Source organism: Arthrobacter sp. zg-Y916 (assembly GCF_020907385.1).
Classification (GTDB): domain Bacteria; phylum Actinomycetota; class Actinomycetes; order Actinomycetales; family Micrococcaceae; genus Arthrobacter_B; species Arthrobacter_B caoxuetaonis.
Genome location: NZ_JAJJOD010000001.1, coordinates 1,046,875 through 1,064,916, shown reverse-complemented (window position 1 = coordinate 1,064,916; position 18,042 = coordinate 1,046,875). Strand labels below are relative to the sequence as shown.

The 18,042-nt window shown below is 65.0% G+C and carries 11 protein-coding genes and 2 tRNA genes; 8 read left to right on the top strand and 5 right to left on the bottom strand.

Features of this window, described 5'->3' with window-relative positions:
* Positions 1 to 121: 121 nt before the first annotated feature.
* A tRNA-Lys gene (locus LOC59_RS05045) sits at positions 122 to 197 on the bottom strand.
* A 152-nt stretch (positions 198 to 349) separates the two neighbouring features.
* Positions 350 to 422: transfer RNA gene (locus LOC59_RS05040), tRNA-Lys, on the bottom strand.
* A 757-nt stretch (positions 423 to 1,179) separates the two neighbouring features.
* Between LOC59_RS05040 and LOC59_RS05035 the strand changes: the two genes are divergently transcribed.
* From LOC59_RS05035 to LOC59_RS05025, 3 genes are all read left to right on the top strand, one after another.
* Complete coding sequence (locus LOC59_RS05035) at positions 1,180 to 2,874, top strand: ABC transporter substrate-binding protein (RefSeq protein WP_423721309.1); 1,695 nt, start codon at positions 1,180 to 1,182, stop codon at positions 2,872 to 2,874.
* Positions 2,875 to 2,969: 95 nt separating this feature from the next.
* Complete coding sequence (locus tag LOC59_RS05030; RefSeq protein WP_227894702.1) at positions 2,970 to 3,974, top strand: ABC transporter permease; 1,005 nt, start codon at positions 2,970 to 2,972, stop codon at positions 3,972 to 3,974.
* Positions 3,971 to 4,912, top strand: a complete 942-nt coding sequence (locus LOC59_RS05025; RefSeq protein WP_227894701.1) for an ABC transporter permease — start codon at positions 3,971 to 3,973, stop codon at positions 4,910 to 4,912. The genes LOC59_RS05030 and LOC59_RS05025 overlap by 4 nt, the downstream gene beginning before the upstream one ends.
* 86 nt (positions 4,913 to 4,998) lie before the next feature.
* Here LOC59_RS05025 and LOC59_RS05020 read toward each other — a convergent pair whose 3' ends face one another.
* On the bottom strand, positions 4,999 to 6,717 hold the full coding sequence (locus LOC59_RS05020; RefSeq protein WP_227894700.1) for an ABC transporter ATP-binding protein: 1,719 nt from the start codon (positions 6,715 to 6,717) through the stop codon (positions 4,999 to 5,001).
* A 132-nt stretch (positions 6,718 to 6,849) separates the two neighbouring features.
* Here LOC59_RS05020 and LOC59_RS05015 point away from each other — a divergent pair, with 132 nt between their 5' ends.
* The 5 genes from LOC59_RS05015 (at position 6,850) to LOC59_RS04995 (ending at position 15,138) form a co-directional block, all read left to right on the top strand.
* Positions 6,850 to 8,520 carry an ABC transporter substrate-binding protein gene (locus LOC59_RS05015; protein ID WP_227894699.1) on the top strand — a complete coding sequence of 557 codons (1,671 nt, stop codon included), beginning with the start codon at positions 6,850 to 6,852 and terminating at the stop codon, positions 8,518 to 8,520.
* 124 nt (positions 8,521 to 8,644) lie between these two features.
* On the top strand, positions 8,645 to 10,141 hold the full coding sequence (locus LOC59_RS05010; RefSeq protein ID WP_227894698.1) for a malate:quinone oxidoreductase: 1,497 nt from the start codon (positions 8,645 to 8,647) through the stop codon (positions 10,139 to 10,141).
* Positions 10,142 to 10,283: 142 nt separating this feature from the next.
* Positions 10,284 to 13,406 (top strand): efflux RND transporter permease subunit, encoded by a 3,123-nt coding sequence (locus tag LOC59_RS05005; protein ID WP_229970805.1) that lies wholly within the window; start codon positions 10,284 to 10,286, stop codon positions 13,404 to 13,406.
* Between the two features lie 129 nt (positions 13,407 to 13,535).
* Entirely contained in the window at positions 13,536 to 14,651 is a 1,116-nt protein-coding gene (locus LOC59_RS05000) for an LLM class flavin-dependent oxidoreductase (protein WP_227915333.1), read from the top strand.
* 4 nt (positions 14,652 to 14,655) lie between these two features.
* Positions 14,656 to 15,138 carry a MarR family winged helix-turn-helix transcriptional regulator gene (locus tag LOC59_RS04995; protein WP_227915334.1) on the top strand — a complete coding sequence of 161 codons (483 nt, stop codon included), beginning with the start codon at positions 14,656 to 14,658 and terminating at the stop codon, positions 15,136 to 15,138.
* Between the two features lie 54 nt (positions 15,139 to 15,192).
* Here LOC59_RS04995 and LOC59_RS04990 read toward each other — a convergent pair whose 3' ends face one another.
* Both LOC59_RS04990 and LOC59_RS04985 read right to left on the bottom strand, forming a co-directional pair.
* Positions 15,193 to 16,671: an MFS transporter gene (locus LOC59_RS04990; protein WP_227915335.1), complete on the bottom strand. Its 1,479-nt coding sequence runs from the start codon at positions 16,669 to 16,671 to the stop codon at positions 15,193 to 15,195.
* Positions 16,671 to 18,041: a M20/M25/M40 family metallo-hydrolase gene (locus tag LOC59_RS04985; protein WP_227915336.1), complete on the bottom strand. Its 1,371-nt coding sequence runs from the start codon at positions 18,039 to 18,041 to the stop codon at positions 16,671 to 16,673. The genes LOC59_RS04990 and LOC59_RS04985 overlap by 1 nt, the downstream gene beginning before the upstream one ends.
* Position 18,042 lies beyond the last annotated feature (1 nt).

The window sequence follows — 18,042 nt, the reverse complement described above, 5'->3', positions numbered from 1 at the left end:
GCAGCCGGAGATGGCCGTGCCGAACGACTGCTCTCGCCGTGCGCAGGCCTTCCTGCCGCAAAGGCCCAGGAAAGCAAAAAGGTCCGGAATCCCTGTATCATCAGGGCTTTCCGGACCTCGCTGGTGCACCCCCCGGGACTTGAACCCGGAACCCATTGATTAAGAGTCAATTGCTCTGCCAATTGAGCTAGAGGTGCTTGGCGGTGTGCATCCCTGCCTGGGTCATGTTTCCCCCGGCCGATCAGCAACGACAAGTTACTCTACCAGCTTTTTCGCCCCGCCACGAACAGCCCGCAAGGGATGCAAAAAAGGCCCGCTGCTCCCGGACGGTAGCAGCGGACCTTGTCTGTGCACCCCCCGGGACTTGAACCCGGAACCCATTGATTAAGAGTCAATTGCTCTGCCAATTGAGCTAGAGGTGCTGGCAGTCTTGGAGGTTTCGACGGCCGGAATTTCGGCGTTTGAAGCGTCCGCAACGACATGAAACTCTACCAGCTGTTTTCGGCAAAAGCGAAATCCGGGCCGCTTTGAGAGGCGTCTCACACTGCGTCAGGTCCGGGCCTGCGGCGCGGGTCATCGGCAGGTACCACCAGCTCCCCCGGCAGGCCCCGCCATTCAGGCCCGTCATGCACTACCCACGTTCTTGGCGAACTACTCACACCCGCGTCCAGTGTGATCACCTCGACCGTTTCCCTGCCTCCGCCTGCGGGCCCGTCCTTCCACCCTGGAAGCGCTTCTCCTTCCGCCTCCTTGACAGCAGTGACGGCTTCCGCAGAACTGCTGGATCCTTTTGCCGGATCTGCGGGGCGCCGGACCCTGCTGATCACCGGGTGGCGGAGCATCCTTCGGACCAATGCACCTGCTCCGGCTGCAGCTGCGCCCAGGATCGCTCCCGCAGCCAGCGCGAGGGCAGGCGCGGTTCCCGCCGGGCGGTGTGCAAATGGAGACGGACTCACCTTTCGAAGCTACGGCGGCCGTGCCCCCTATGTCCATCGATTCACTTCGGAGTGCCCGGCCGCGCACGTAACCGAATTGTGACCGGGCCCAGCATGCTTAGCGTCCCAAAGCATGCGCGGTGTGCCAGTAGGCTCTGACCATGGTTTTGTGTTGCACGACACAAACGTGCGCTGCGGTCCGACCGGCCGCAGCGATACTCACCGCCCCAGAGGAGATAGAACAATGACCCTTGCTGGCAGATTCACTCTCAGCCGGTCTGCCCGGCGACGGGCAGCCGCCCTGACTGCCGGCCTGGCCATGAGCGCTCTTGTGCTCTCCGGCTGCGCCGAAAGCAACCGCGATGCCGCAGACGACGGCGCCACTGCCTCTGAGGTGGACGGCACGTTCGTCTTCGCCGCATCCTCGGACCCCAAGACCCTGGATCCGGCCTTCGCCTCCGACGGCGAATCCTTCCGCGTCAGCCGCCAGATCTTCGAAGGCCTTGTCGGCGTCGAACCCGGAACCGCCGATCCGGCGCCGCTGCTCGCCAAGTCCTGGGAGACCTCCGAGGACGCCCTGACCTACACCTTCGCCCTCGAAGAAGGCGTCACCTTCCACGACGGCACTCCGTTCAACGGCGAGGCCGTCTGCGCGAACTTCGACCGCTGGTACAACTTCACGGGCATCCAGCAGGCCGAAAGCCAGGCCTACTACTACAGCAAGCTGTTCAAGGGCTTCGCTGACACCCCTGAAAACGCCACGTACGAGTCCTGCGAAGCTACCGGCGAGAACGAAGCCGTCGTGACCCTGGCGAAGCCGTTCGCCGGCTTCATAGCGGCACTGTCCCTTCCGGCCTTCTCCATGCAGAGCCCCGCCGCCATGGAAGAGTTCGCCGCTAACGATGCCTCCGGCACCGCTGAGGCACCGGAACTGACCGAATACGCCAAGTCGCACCCGACCGGCACCGGCCCCTTCAAGTTCGAGGGCTGGGAAGTCGGCAACCAGATCAAGCTTTCCGCCAACGAGGATTACTGGGGCGAGCAGGGACAGGTCACGGACATCATCTTCCGCGTCATCGATGATCCCAACTCCCGCCGCCAGTCCCTGCAGTCCGGTGACATTGACGGTTATGACCTGGTGGCCCCGGCAGATACCCAGGCGCTGGCCGACGCCGGCTTCAAGGTCATTCCGCGTGATCCCTTCACCATCCTCTACCTGGGCATGAACCAGAAGGTCGAGCAGCTTGCCGACCCGCTGGTCCGGCAGGCGATCGCCCACGCGATCGACAAGGAAGCGCTGGTCAACCAGACCCTTCCCGAAGGCACCAAGGTTGCAACGCAGTTCATTCCCGACGTCGTCAACGGCTACAACGAAGACGTCACCACGTACGAGTACGACCCCGAGAAGGCCAAGGAACTGCTCGCCGAAGCCGGTTACCCGGACGGCTTCACGGTGGACTTCAACTACCCCACCGGTGTCTCCCGCCCGTACATGCCGACTCCCGAGCAGGTGTTCTCCAACATTTCCGCACAGCTGGAGGAAGTGGGCATCACCGTCAACCCGCAGCCGAGCAAGTGGTCCCCGGACTACCTTGACCGTGTGCAGGCCACTGAAGATCACGGCATCCACCTGCTGGGCTGGACCGGCGACTACAACGACACCGACAACTTCGTGGGAGTGTTCTTCGGCCAGGAGAAGCCCGAATTCGGCTTCTCCAACCCGGAGATCTTCGAACAGCTCGAGGCAGCACGCCAGGTGAGCAGCCTCGAGGAGCAGACCCCGATGTACGAGAAGATCAACGACGACATCGCCAAGTTCGTCCCGGCGGTACCGCTGGCACACCCGGCGCCGTCGCTCGCCTTCTCGGACCGCGTGGATTCCTACCCCGCCTCCCCCGTCAACGACGAAGTGTTCAACCAGATCAAGCTCAACAAGTAGCGGGCGAACCGGGCCGGGATCCAGCGCCGCTGGGTCCCGGCCCGTTCTGTCCTTACCTTTTCAGCAGCCGCACAACCGGCTGAGAAAGGACACTCGTGCTGCGAGTTATAGGCAAGCGCCTGTTAATGCTGATCCCGACCCTGATCGGCTTGTCCATCCTTTTGTTCATCTGGGTCCGCAGCCTTCCCGGCGGCCCGGCCACCGCCCTCCTGGGCGACAAGGCCACACCTGAGGCCATCGCCAGGATCAATGAGGCCTACGGCTTCGACCGGCCCCTCATTGAGCAGTACTTCACCTACGTCGGCAAACTCCTGCAGGGCGACTTCGGCACCTCCACCGTGACCGGCCGTCCCGTCCTGGAAGAGTTCGCCACCCGTTTCCCGGCCACCTTGGAACTCGCCGCCGTGGCCCTGATCTTCGCGATCGGCATCGGGATTCCGCTGGGCTACCTGGCTGCCAGGCACTACGGCAGGTTCTGGGACCACTCCTCCGTGGTGCTCTCCCTGATCGGCATCACGGTGCCGGTCTTCTTCCTCGCCTTCATCCTCAAGTGGCTCCTGGCCATCCAAATCCCGCTGTTCCCCACGGATGGCCGGCAGGATCCGCGCATCAACGCCACGCATGTCACGGACTTCTATGTCCTGGACGGGCTCTTAACAAGGGAGTGGGACGCCTCCTGGGATGCGCTGATGCACCTGGTGCTGCCAGGCATTGCGCTCGGAACGATTCCGCTGGCGATCATCGTGCGCATTACCCGCGCGTCCGTCCTTGAAGTGCAGGGCGCGGACTATGTCCGCACGGCCCGGGCCAAGGGGCTGATGGAAAAGACCATCCGCAGCCGGTTCGTGCTGCGCAACGCGATGCTCCCTGTCACCACGACCATTGGCCTGCAGACAGGGTTGCTCATCTCCGGTGCCGTCCTGACCGAAACGGTCTTCGCCTTCAGCGGAGTGGGAAGGTTCCTGCGGGACGCCATCTTCAACCTGGACTATCCCGTGCTGCAGGGCTTCATCATCTTTATCGCCGTGGCGTATTCCCTGATCAACCTGCTGGTTGATGTCTCCTACGGCTTCATCGACCCGAGGGTGAGGGTGCAATGAGTACAGTTCTTCCGCCGCCGGCAGGCGGCGCTGTCCGCCCCGACGAACCGGCCGCCCCTGATGTACGCGGCAGCGGAATGTGGAGTGACGCCTTCCGCAGGCTGCGCCGCAACCCCGCGGCGATCGCGGGCGCCGTGATCGTGGGCCTGTTTATCCTGGTCGCCGTCTTCGCACCCATCCTTGCGCCATACGGCGGCGAGGAACTGCCGGGCCGCACCGAAATCACGCCGACGTCGATCCCCGGCCCCGGTGACATCGAAGGCTTTCCGCTCGGGCTGGACCGCTTTGGCGGCGACGTCCTGTCCAAGCTCATCTGGGGAGCCCGCGCGTCCCTGCTGATCGGCGTTATCTCCACCGCGCTTGGACTGGCCGGAGGCATGCTGCTCGGCGTCATTGCCGGCGGCGTAGGCGGCTGGGTGGACAACGTCATCATGCGGTTCGTGGACATCCTGCTCTCCGTCCCGAACCTGCTGCTGGCCGTGAGCATCGCGGCCGTGCTGGGACAGACGCCGTCGGCGGTGATGATCGCCATCGGGGTATCCCAGGTGCCGATCTTCGCCAGGCTCCTGCGGTCGTCCATGATCAGCCAGCGGGGCGCGGACTATATCCTGTCCGCGCAGGCCCTGGGACTAAGCACCCGGACCATCACCATGAGCCATCTGCTGCCGAACAGTGTTGGCCCGGTGATCGTCCAGGCGACCCTGACCCTGGCCACCGCCGTGATCGACGCCGCGGCCCTGTCCTTCCTGGGACTCGGCGGCGGACGGCCTGAGAGCGCGGAATGGGGGCGGATGCTGACCTACGCACAGAACGAACTTGCCGTGGCACCGCAGCTCGCGTTCCTGCCCGGCATCTGCATTGCCATCACGGCCCTCGGCTTCACCCTGCTGGGTGAGTCGCTGCGTGAATCACTGGATCCCAAGACGCGGCGCAAGTAACTCCGTCAGCGGACACAAAAACAGGGCCTGCTCCCATGGAGCAGGCCCTGTCTTTTTCTGCCGGTGTGCCGTGAGGTTGCTGCAGGCTATGAAGCCAGCTCGCCTTCGATGTTGAGTTCGTTGCCGGGAATGGAGGCAAGCAGCTTACGGGTGTACGGGTGCCGCGGATTCTGGAAGACCTCTTCGGAGGTCGCCGCTTCCACCAGCTCACCGTCCTTCATGACGCAGACGTAGTCCGAGATCAGCCGGACCACGGCCAGGTCGTGGGAAATGAAGAGGTAGCTCAACCCGAGCTCGCGCTGCAGGTCCCCCAGCAGTCTCAGGATCTGCGCCTGCACCAGGACATCCAGTGCCGAGACAGGCTCATCGCAGACGATCAGCTCGGGCTTGAGTGCCAGGGCACGGGCAATGGCCACACGCTGGCGCTGCCCGCCCGAGAGCTCCGCCGGATAGCGGCGCAGCATGGACACAGGCAGGGCAACCTGTTCCATGAGTTCGCGTACCCGGGCAGCACGCTCTGCACGATCGCCCCGCTTGTAGGTCTTGAGCGGTTCGTCCAGGATCCGTTCAATGGTGAACATCGGGTCCAGTGAGGAGTAAGGGTCCTGGAAGATCGGCTGCACCCGCTGGCGGAAACTGCTCAGCTCGCGCTTCTGCAGCGAAGCAACGTCAACGCCGTCGAACGTCATGGTGCCCGACGTCGGCTCGATCAGCTTGAGCAGCATCCTCGCGGTCGTCGTTTTGCCCGATCCGGACTCCCCCACGATGGCTACTGTCTTGCCGCGCGGGATCTCAAGGCTCACGTTCCGCACTGCATGGAAGTCTCCGGCCTTGCCGCGGATGGAGAAGACTTTGTTCAGGTCCCGGATTTCCACGATGTTATCCACCGCAGCCGGAGTTCCAGCTGTGTCAGTGCCGGTGCCGGCGCTTTCTCCGCCGCCGACTGCATGCAGCCGTTCAGAGGCCGGCGCGGCAAACGCGCCGGGTGCAAGGCGCACGGCCGCCACGCTGGGCGCAGCACGCACCAGGGACTGCGTATAGGGATGCTGGGGGTCCTCCAGCAGTTGGCGTGCAGGCCCGGTCTCGACGACCTCGCCCCGGTGCATCACCACCAAATCGGAGGCACGTTCGGCGGCCAGACCAAGGTCGTGGGTGATCAGCAGGACGCTGGTGCCCAGTTCTTCGGTCATCCTCTCGATCTGGTCCAGGATGGTCCGCTGCACCGTGACGTCCAGCGCGCTGGTGGGCTCGTCGGCAATGAGCAGGCGGGGCCTGCAGGCAAGCCCAATGGCGATCAGCGCGCGCTGGCGCATACCGCCGGAGAATTCGTGCGGATACTGCTTGGCCCGTTCGGCGGCATCGGGAAGGCCGGCTGCGGTGAGCACCTCCACGACCTTGCGGTCCACGTCCTTGCCGGTGGCCATGCCGTGGACCAGGAGCGTCTCTGCTACCTGGGTGCCGATCTTGGTCACCGGGTTCAGGTTGGACATCGGATCCTGCGGAACGAGTCCAATGGACCGCCCCCGGACGGCGCGCATCTTGGATTCCGGGAGCCCGACCAGCTCCCGCCCGTCAAAGCGGATACTGCCCGAAGTGACTTTGCCGTTCCCTGGAAGCAGCCCAATGACCGCCATGGCGGTGGTGGATTTGCCGGATCCGGATTCGCCCACAATGGCCAGGGTTTTCCCGGCACCGAGGCTGAATCCGGCCTTGCGGACCGCCTGCACGGGGCCTTCCATGGTCCGGAAGCCGACGGCGAGATCGGTCACTTCTAGCAGCGGAGATTCAGGGCTGGTTTCAGTCATTTCCATATCCTGCCTTACCAACGGGCACTTGTGAGGCAACTCTCACCCGCCTTTACCGGTTTTTTATCATTTAGACTAAGAAATCGACCGATCAGGCAGGGATGGTGCGTCCCGGAGGAGAACCCAGAAGCTGTGACAACATCCGCCACCAGGCGCTCCATTATTAAGGCTTCTGCCGCTGCCGCCGCACTCGTCCTCACCGGCTGCACTGCCGCCCGCCCCGACGACGACGCGCCCAGCACCTCGGCCTCGCCGTCGGCGTCCGGCGGGCCTTCGGCTTCGTTCACCTTCGCCACAGCCGCCCGTCCGGCCGGCCTTGATGCTTTCCTGGCAGTGGACACCGAGTCTCACCGGGTGACCCGCCAGGTCCTGGAAACGCTGGTGGGCGTTGACCCGCTGACCTCAGCTCCCGTGCCCCTGCTGGCCCAGGAATGGTCGGTATCTGAGGACGGACGCATCTATGACTTCACCCTTCAGCGCGGCATCACCTTCCACGATGGGGAGCCGCTGACAGCTGAAGCGGTCTGCGCGAACTTTGACCGCTGGTACAACCTCCCCGTCTCAGCGCGGGGCACCGAGGTCCTGGCCTTCCGGTCAGTCTTCAAGGGCTTCTCCGACACCCCCGACCTGTCCGCCTACAAGTCCTGTACGGCCACGGGCGAAAACACCTTCCGGCTGGAACTCAATACCCGGCTGACCGGCCTCATCCCTGCACTGGCCTCGCCCGAGTTCGGCATCGCTTCGCCGCGTGCCCTGGCTGAAGGACGTGCGGACGAGCTGACCGAAGACCGGAACGGCACCCGGCTCTCGGTCTACGCGCAGCATCCGGTCGGAACCGGACCGTTCGTCTTTTCCAGCTGGGCTGAGGACGAGGTCCAGCTGGTGTCCAATCCGGACTACTGGGGCGACCGCGGACAGATCCAGAACGTCACCTTCCGGACCATCACCAGCCCGGAAAGCCGGCTGCGCGCCTTGCAGAACGGCGAAGTGGACGGCTACGACCTGGTGACTGTCTCCGACGTCGGCGAACTGGCCCGCGCCGGCATGCAGATCCTGCAGCGTGATCCCTACTCCATCCTCTATTTGGGGATCAACCAGAACTTCCCAGGCCTGGATGAGCCCAAAATGCGCCAGGCCATTGCCCACGCCGTGGACAAGCCTGCCCTGCTGGAGGGACTGTTCCTGAACGGCAGCAAGTCGGCGAACCAGTTCCTGCCCGAAAAGCTGGGACTGCGCTCGGACAACGTCACCAATTACGGACACAACCCGGACCGCGCCAAGGAACTGCTCGAAGAAGCCGGGTATGCCGGGGAGGAACTCCCCTTCTACTACCCCCGCCGGGTCACCCGGGCCTATCTTCCCAATCCGGAAAAGGTCTATGCGGAGCTAAGCCGCCAGCTCACCGCTGCCGGCCTGAATATCCGGCCCGTTCCCGTGGAATGGTCTGACGGTTACCTGGAGCAGGTCTCGAAGAACGGGGACCGCGCCCTGCATCTCTCCGGACTCAGCGGAAGCTACATGGATGCGGACAACTTCGTCGGCACGTTGTTCGGCGCCTACAGCGAAGAGTTCGGTTATGAGGATGCGCAGCTTTTCACGAAGATCGACCGTGCCCGGACGCTGCCGGCGGACGATGATCGGGCCGACGCCTACCGCTCCATTTCGGACCGGATCTCCACCCGGGTTCCCGCCGTTCCGCTGGCTTTCCCGATTTCCACGCTGACCGTCTCGCCCCGCGTGTCCCAGTACCCGACGTCGCCGCTCCTCAACGAGGTCTTCAACAAGATCCGCCTCACCGACTAGCGTGGAAGCATCTGCCGATCCGCCGTCCTCCTGCACGCGGGCTGCGGCGGACCACGCACACAATTTTAGTAAGCGCGGCACTGAGGGATACGCTTCTTAGGCTAGCGTCCACGTGACTGGAGATATGAAGTTGACTGCTGAGAGCCCGGCGGAGAAGTCCGCAAACAGAACTGATGTACTGCTGATCGGCGGCGGCATCATGAGCGCGACCCTCGGGGCGTTCCTGAAGCAGCTGGCACCGGACTGGGACATTTCCCTCTATGAGCGGATGGACCGCGCCGGGACCGAAAGCTCCGATCCCTGGAACAACGCAGGCACCGGCCACGCGGCGCTGTGCGAGCTGAACTACAGCCCCGCCGGCCCGGACGGCACCGTCGACCCGGCCAAGGCCATCGGCATCAACGAACAGTTCCAGGTTTCACGCCAGTTCTGGTCCCACCTTGTGGACCAGGGCCACATCTCCGGCGGCTTCATCAACCCGCTGCCCCATATGAGCTTCGTCTGGGGAGATGCCCACTCGGACTACCTGCGCAAGCGCTATGAATCCCTGAGCGCCCAGCCGCTGTTCAAAACCATGGAGTTCTCCGAGGATCACGGCAAGATCGCCGAATGGGCCCCGCTGCTGATGCAGGGCCGCGACTCCGGCCAGCGCGTTGCCGCGTCCCGCGTCGCAGGCGGCACCGACGTCGACTTCGGTGCCCTCACCCGCGAACTGGTCAACTACCTCGGAGCCAACGGCGCCGAGCTCAACTTCGGCCACGAAGTCACCAACCTCACCCGGAACTCCGGCGGCGGCTGGGATGTCACTGTCCGCAACCGCGCTACGAAGGCTTCCCGTACCGTTTCAGCCCGTTTCGTCTTCATCGGCGGCGGCGGAGGCGCCCTGCACCTGCTGCAGCGTTCGGGCATTCCGGAAGGCAAGGGCTTTGGCGGCTTCCCCGTCTCCGGCCAGTTCCTGCGCTCCACTGATGAGTCGATCATCTCTGCCCACAACGCCAAGGTCTACGGCCAGGCTTCGGTAGGCGCACCGCCAATGTCCGTTCCGCATCTGGACACCCGGTTCGTCGACGGCAAGAAGTCCCTGCTGTTCGGCCCGTATGGCGGGTTCTCCCCCAAGTTCCTGAAGAACGGTGCCCTGACGGACCTGCCGTTCTCCGTCCGCCCGCACAACCTGGTGCCGATGCTGGCCGTCGCCAAGGACAACATGTCCCTGGTGAAGTACCTCGTCACGGAGGTCCTGAAGTCCCGCGAAGGCAAGACCAAGGCGCTGCGCGAGTTCTATCCCGAAGCGGCCACCGAAGGTTGGGACCTGATCACCGCCGGACAGCGTGTCCAGGTCATCAAGAAGGATCCCAAGAGCGGCGGCGTGCTGCAGTTCGGCACCGAGCTCATCACCTCCGCGGACGGTACGGTCGGCGCCCTGCTGGGCGCTTCCCCCGGAGCCTCCACTGCCCCGCCCATCATGATCAACCTGATGAAGCGCTGCTTCCCGGCCGAGTTCGCCGGATGGGAAGCCAAGATCAAGGAAATGATCCCCGGCTACGGTGTAAAACTGAACGAAAACGAATCCCTGGCCGATGAAATCACGGCAGAGACCAACCGCGTCCTGAAGCTGGGCTAAGTCCAGGACGCTGCACGCTGGTGCCCCGGTTCCGTCATGGGACCGGGGCACCGCTGCGTTAACCTGCCCCGTTCGCGCCGGCCCCGGTGCCGGGCAACGCTGCGCACGTATGATGATTTCGTCTACGTAAAAAGGCAGGTAAATGGACCGTCTGGCCAAGCTTTCGCTCTCCAACCGGGCACTCATCGCCCTCATCACAGTTTTTGTAGCGGTTTTCGGCGTGATTTCGCTGAACTCCCTCAAGCAGGAACTCATACCCGCACTGGAATTCCCACAGATCAGCGTTATCACCGCTCTTCCGGGTGCATCTCCCGAAGTCGTGGACAAGCAGATCAGCGAACCGCTCGAAGCTGCCCTCACCGCGGTCGAAGGCCTGGAGTCTTCCTCGGCTACGTCGCGCTCCTCGATTTCCGCCATTACCCTGACCTTCGCCTACGGGACCGATCTGGACCGGGCACGGGGTCAGGTGGACCGGGCGATCTCCAACGCCCGCCAGTCGCTGCCGGAGGACACGAATCCGCAGTCCCTGGCCGGCAGTATCAGCGATTTCCCGATCGTCTACCTTGCTGTCTCCAGTGATGAGGAGCTGAGCGAACTCAGCTCCGACCTGCAGCGGCTGACCGTCCCGCGGCTGCAGAAGATCGAGGGCGTGCGCACCGCAGAGGTGACCGGCGGTTCCGAGCGGCACATCGCGATCCAGCCCGACCAGGCAGCACTGGCCGCCCTGGGCGCGACGCCGTCGGACATTTCCGCTGCCCTTGAGAACAGCGGCGCGCTAATCCCCGCCGGCACTGTCGACGAGGACAGCCGCACGCTTTCCATCCAGGTGGGCAGCCCGCTCGATTCGCTGGAGAAGATTTCCGCACTGCCCATCCAGGCCGAGGCAGCGGCGACGGGCTCCGCACCGCCGACCATAGGCGACGTCGCCACCGTGGAAATCACGGAGGATGAACAGACGTCGATCACCCGCACCAACGGCGAGGCAACCCTGGCCATCTCCATCACCAAGACACCGGCCGGGGACACCGTGGGCATTTCCCACGAGGTACTGGATCTGCTGCCCTCGCTGCAGGACGAACTGGGGAACGGCGCAAAGTTCACGGTGATCTTCGACCAGGCACCGTTTATTGAGAAGTCCATCTCCGACCTCACCACCGAGGGCCTGCTTGGCCTGGGCTTCGCCGTGCTGGTGATCCTGGTCTTCCTGCTCTCGGTCCGGTCCACGCTGGTGACGGCCGTTTCCATTCCGCTGTCCCTGCTGGTGACCTTCATCGGCCTGCTGGCGTTTGGCTACTCGCTGAACATCCTGACCCTGGGCGCCCTGACCATCGCGATCGGCCGGGTGGTGGACGACTCCATTGTGGTCATCGAGAACATCAAACGGCACCTGGGCTACGGGGAAGCGAAACGGACGGCGATCCTCACTGCCGTCCGCGAAGTTGCCGGCGCCATCACGGCCTCCACCCTGACCACCGTGGCGGTCTTCGCTCCGATCGCCTTGGTTGGCGGCCTGGCCGGGGAACTGTTCCGGCCTTTCGCGGTGACCACGTCGCTGGCACTGCTGGCCTCGCTGCTGGTCTCCCTGACCATCGTGCCGGTGCTGGCGTACTGGTTCCTGAAGTCACCCAAGCCGGTCAGCGATCCCGCTGCCTACCGTGCGGAAGCGGAACAGCGTGAACAGTCCACGTTCCTGCAGCGCGGGTACCTGCCCATCCTCCGCGGCACCCAGCGCCATCCTGTCTACACCCTGCTGGCCGGTGTGCTGATCCTCGGCGGAACGGCGGCGCTCACCCCGCTGCTGCAGACCAACCTTCTCGGGGACACCGGACAGAACACGTTCAGCGTCCGCCAGGAGCTTCCACCGGGCAGTTCGCTTCAGACCACCTCCGAAGCCGCTGCCGGCGTCGAAGAGATCCTCTCCGGCACCGAGGGCGTGAAGGACGTCCAGGTGACCATGGGCACCTCCACCTCCGGCATCGCTGCGTTCAGTGCCGGCGGCGCCTCGGTAGCGAACTTCACCGTAATCACCGAACAGGGCGCGGACCAGGTAGAACTGCGCGAGACGGTCCGAAAGGAGCTCGAAGACCTCGGGGACGACGCCGGTACGGTGACCCTGGGCACCCAGGGCGGCGGCTTCGGCACGTCCAACACTGTGGACATCGAAATCTCGGCCGGAGATCCGGCAGAGCTGCAGCCGGCAACCGACGCACTGGTCAAGGCCATGTCCGATCTCCCGGGGGTATCCGAGGCAACGTCGAACCTGGCGTCTTCGGAACCTGTCGTACAGGTTTCCATTGACCGGGCCAAGGCTGTGTCCGCCGGGCTGGATGAGCAGCAGGTCGCCGGGATCCTGGCCTCTACCCTGAGCCCGCTCCCGGCAGGCACCGTCCGCCTGGGCACTGACGATTTCCCGGTCCTGATCGGCGAAGGCACCGAAGTCGCCACCGTCGAACAGCTGGCGGCTATCCCGGTTCCGACGGCGGCCGGTCCCGTGCCGCTCAGCGAACTCGCGGTCGTGGAAGAAGTCGCCGTCCCCACCTCGGTGTCCTCTTCCGGCGGAGAACGCACCGCCGTCGTCTCGGTGACTCCTGCCGGGGACAACCTCGGCGGAGCGATTACCGAAGTCCAGGCAGAACTGGCCACTGTGGACCTGCCAACCTCCGTGACCGCAACCCTCAGCGGTGCAGCCACTCAGCAGAACGAATCCTTTACCCAGCTGGGCTGGGCACTGCTGGCTGCCATCGCAATCGTTTACGTGATCATGGTCGCGACGTTCAAGTCCCTGATCCAGCCGCTGATCCTCCTGGTCTCCGTTCCGTTCGCGGCAACAGGCGCGATCGTGCTGCTGCTCGTGGCCAACGTGCCGCTGGGGCTTCCGTCCCTGGTCGGGATGCTGATGCTGGTAGGCATTGTGGTCACCAACGCCATCGTGCTGGTGGACCTGATCAACCAGTACCGGCGCCCGGACGGCAGCCGCCCCGGCATGAGGGTGCAGGATGCGATTGTCCGCGGTGCCCGGCAGCGGCTGCGGCCGATCCTGATGACGGCACTGGCCACGATCTTCGCGCTGACGCCTATGGCATTGGGCGTCACCGGCGAAGGCGGGTTCATCTCGCGGCCGCTGGCGATCGTGGTGGTTGGCGGGCTGGTCAGTTCCACCCTGCTCACCCTGGTGCTGGTACCTGTGCTGTACCAGCTCGTTGAGGGCCCGCGGGAACGCCGTGCATTGGCCAGGGAGGAAGCCGCCGGGCAGGCCACGGCCTGATCCGAGCCTGCAGAAGACCCGCGCGCCTTCCCGGCGGGCGGGTCTTTTGCTGTGCGGAATGAAATGTCAGGACCGCCTGTTGTATCCTGACATTAGATGCAAATGCATATACCCCCAGGGAGGCACACCATGCAGATCGGCGTATTCAGCGTCAGCGACATCACCCGTGATCCGGTAACCGGCCGGATGCCCACGGAGGGTGAGCGCATCAAGGCCGCCGTCGCCATCGCCCGGAAGGTCGAAGAGATCGGCATGGATGTCTACGCGACCGGCGAGCACCACAACCCGCCGTTCTACGCGTCATCCCCCACCACACTCCTGGGCTACATTGCGGCGCAGACGGAACGGATCATCCTCTCCACGGCAACCACCCTGATCACCACCAATGACCCGGTGAAGATCGCCGAGGACTTCGCCATGCTCCAGCACCTCTCCGACGGCCGCACGGACCTGGTCCTCGGCCGGGGAAACACGGCCCCGGTCTATCCGTGGTTTGGCAAGAACGCGCAGGACTCGGTCGACCTGACGGTGGAGAACTACAACCTGCTGCGCCAGCTCTGGGACAAGGAGAGCGTGAACTGGGAGGGCAAGTTCCGCACGCCGCTGCACAACTTCACCGCCACGCCGCGCCCGCTCGACGGCGTCGCACCGTTTGTCTGGCACGGTTCGATCCGTACGCCCCAGGTGGCGGAAATCGCCGCCTACTTCGGTGACGGATTCTTCGCCAACAATATTTTCTGGCCGAAGGAACATTACATGCAGCTCATCGGCCTCTACCGTGAGCGCTACGAGCACTACGGCCACGGCTCGGCGGACCAGGCGATTGTTGGCCTGGGCGGACAGTTCTTCATGCGCAGGAACTCGCAGGACGCCGTGAACGAGTTCCGGCCGTACTTCGACAACGCGCCGGTCTACGGCCACGGCCCGTCCATGGAGGATTTCACCGCGCAGACACCCCTCACTGTGGGCAGCCCCCAGGAGGTATTGGAGAAGACACTGACTTTCCAGGAGTACTTCGGCGATTACCAGCGCCAGCTCTTCCTCATAGACCATGCCGGCCTGCCGCTGAAGACCGTCCTGGAACAGCTGGACCTCTTCGGTGAGCATGTCCTGCCCGAGCTGCGCCGGGAACTGGATTCCAGGCGCCCGGCGCACGTACCCGACGGACCCACCCACGCTGCGCGGGCGGCGGCACGCGCGCAGGCCGCGTCCGGCACCACGCCGGCTGCATCTTCAGTAGGCTAATGGAATGAGTTCCGAGACCAGCGGGGTGTCCCCCCTCAAACAGACAGCCGAAACCTGGGAATCCCTCTTCCGTGCCCAGGTGAGTGTCATGCGCCGGCTGCAGCGGGACCCCGAGTTCAAGGAACTCACCATGCGGGAATACGACGTGCTGTTCAACCTCAGCCGCTGCCCCACCGGCTGGACCAGGCTGAACGAGCTGAACGAGCACCTGCTCATCAGCCAGCCGAGCCTGAGCAGGATGATGGACCGGCTGGAGGGCAAGGGCCTGGTGCAGCGGCGCCCGGCCCTGAACGACCAGCGCGGCGTGGAACTTTCCCTGACGGATGAGGGCCGGGCAGTGCAGAAACGGCTCGGCAGGATCCACGTCCGCGGAATCCATGAACTGCTCGCTCCTTCGCTGAGCCCGGAGGAACTCGTACAGCTGAAGGCGCTGACGGACAAACTGCTGGCGGGCCTGCAGCCGGAGGCGAAGTCGAACCAGGCCTGAGACGGCCCTGGACGGCGGGGCTTGCCTTCGGAGGCCCAGCCGACCGCTCCGCGGCTAGCGCGGATTCTCTCCCGGGGCAGGCAGAGTGCCTTCGGCCAGTCCCGGAACCAGCGGCGCGTCGGCAAAGGCGAGCCGGGGCACCAGCAACAGGGCTGCGGCAGCAGCGAATGCCGTCACGGAACAGACCGTCCATACCGTCAGATAGCCCGACAAGGGAGCTGCCGTCGCGACACCCGTGACCCCGCCCAGCGACTCCCCCGCCGCACTGAGCAGCGCGATGCCGAAGACGGCGGAGGCGAAGGACCCGCCGATCGTCTTGGTGGTGTTCGTCAACCCAGTGGCCATACCCGTGCGGTTCAGCGGTGCTGCGGCTGCAGCGGCAGACGGCAGCGCCGCAACCAGTGCGCCGGAGCCAAGTCCGGCGATGACCATGTTGGCCAGGGTCTGGGGAAGGGAATCGTGGAAGGGCACTTGCAACCCGTAGCCGACGCCGACCACCGCAGCAGCACCGCTGAGTGTGATCCGCGGCGTCGTCAGCCGTGCCGCCAGCGGAAAGAGCAGGGCCCCGCTCAGCACAGCGAGCACGTAGGCCCCGATGATCAGGGACACCGAGCCTGCCTCGAGCCCCAGCCCGTAGCCGTGCACTTCCCGGTCGGTCCGGGCGAAGGTTGACATGGGTGCCTGTGCCCCCAGCACCGAGATGCCGAAGAGTCCTGCGGTGAGCTGCACCGGCCACATGGACGGGGAACGGAGCATCCGGATATCCACCAGCGGTTCGTCGATCCGCAGCTGGTAGCGCACAAACGGCACAAAGGCTGCCAGGCCCGCCAGCAGCACCAGCCAGACCCACCAGGTGCCTGCTCCGTTGATGCGGAGGAAAGTCAGTCCGGAGGTGAGCAGCAGCAGGCCCACAGCCAGCAGGGCGAAGCCCTTGATGTCCACCGCGCCGCCGGCACGGAGCGCAGATTCCGGCACCCCGAACCACACCGCGAAGATGCACAGCGTTGCGGCAACTGCCGGGACCATCAGGGTCAGCTGGAGGTTCCCTGCGAAGACGCCGATCAGGGCACCCGCCGCAAGGGCGCCGGCAATCACGCCGAACTGGAGGCCACCCACCAGCAGGCCGGCGGCTTTGCGGGTCAGCGCCGCACGGTCAGGCTTCGCAGCGACCCGGGCAAAAATGAGCGCGATCTCCAGGGGCAGCCACACCACGTAGAAGCCCTGCAGCGACCAGGCCACGAGGAACGTCCAGAAGTCCGGCGCGAACGCCACACCCCAGGAGGCCGCAGCCGTCAGCACGGTGGAAACCAGCAGGATCCGTTTGTGCCCGTAGATGTCGCCCAGCCTGGCCAGGACGGGGACGGCCAGCGCGCTGAACATCAGCTGCGCTGCCTCGAACCAGTTCACATCGCCGTCGGCGATTCCGAGGTTCCGGGCGACGTCGGTCAGGATGGGCGTGTAGTACCCCTGCAGGATGCCGCTGGTGATTTCGACCAGGAACAGGAACAGGACGATCGGCCCCAGGGCGCGCATCAGGAGGCCGCTTCCAGGTTCTGCAGCAGGTGCCGGTAGAACGCGATGCCTTCACCAAAGGCCCGGACCGCCAGTTTCTCGTTATCCGCATGGATCGATGCCCTGGCCGCCTTGTCCATCCGGAAGGGGGCAAACCGGTAGACGGCCTTGCTGATGCCGGTGAACCGGCGCGAGTCGGTGCCGCCCATCATGATGTACGGTGCCGCGATCGCATCCGGAAACACCTCGCCGATGGCCTGTTCCAGGGCGGCGAACTGGGCGTTGCCAGTGGAGGATACCGGCGAAGGCCCGGTTCCCTCCACGACCCGCAGCACCACTTTCGGGTCCCGGATGATCTTCCGCATCCGCTCCAGGACGGACTCGATGCTCTCCCCCGGCGCGATCCGGACGTTGGCGACGGCGCTGGCCCGGGTGGCGAGCACATTGGTTGCCTTGGAGCCCTGCAGCATGGTCACGGCAACAGTGGTGCGGGTCATAGCATTCGGTTCGCCGCCCAGGGCACCGAAAGCCCGGGTCAGCGGCAGGGCGAGGGCGCCGGCGCGGGCAAAGAGGAACGCCGGGAGGCGGGAAGCCCCGGCGGCCAATCGACCCAGCATTTCGACGGTGACCGGATGCAGCGAGGCGGGGAATGGCTTGTTGTCCAGCCGAACGACGGCGCGGGCTATGCGGGCTGTCGCGCCGCCCCTGTTAGGTGTGGAGGCATGGCCTCCCGGATCGTTCACGGAGAGCTCGACGTCGAGGATCCCTTTTTCGGAGACTCCGATCACGGCAACCGGCCGGCTGACGAACGGGAACGCCTGTCCAGCGACGGCGCCGCCTTCGTCCAGCACAAGCCAGGGGCGTATGCCGCGTTCCTCCAGCACCCGGGCCACTTCGGCCGCGGTGTCCCCCGCGGTCTCTTCGTTGTCACCGAAGGACAGGTAGACGGTCCGCTCGGGAACAAATCCTTCCGTGAGCAGCGTTTCCACGGCCTCCATGATCGCCGCCAGCGATCCTTTGTCATCCAGCCCCCCTCGGCCGTGGATGAACCCGTCTGCGATGACGCCGCCAAACGGCGGGTGGTCCCAGGTGCTGGCGTCCTCCACCGGGACGACGTCATAGTGCGCCATCAGCACCACGGGCTCTTCGTTCCGGCGCCCCTGCCACCGGAAGAGCAGGCCGCCGCGGATATGTTCCAGGGACAGGCCTGCGTGCACGGCGGGGAACAGTGCGGCCAGTTCGCTGCGGAACCGTTCGAACTCGGCTGTCTCCACCTCTCCGGGTTCCCGGGAGGAGACGGTGCGGCAGGTGATCAGCCGGGCCAGCTTGGGTGCCGCCGCTTCGCCCAGCGCCTGGTGCGGCACGGCAGCGGAAGGAGTGCTCGTATGCATG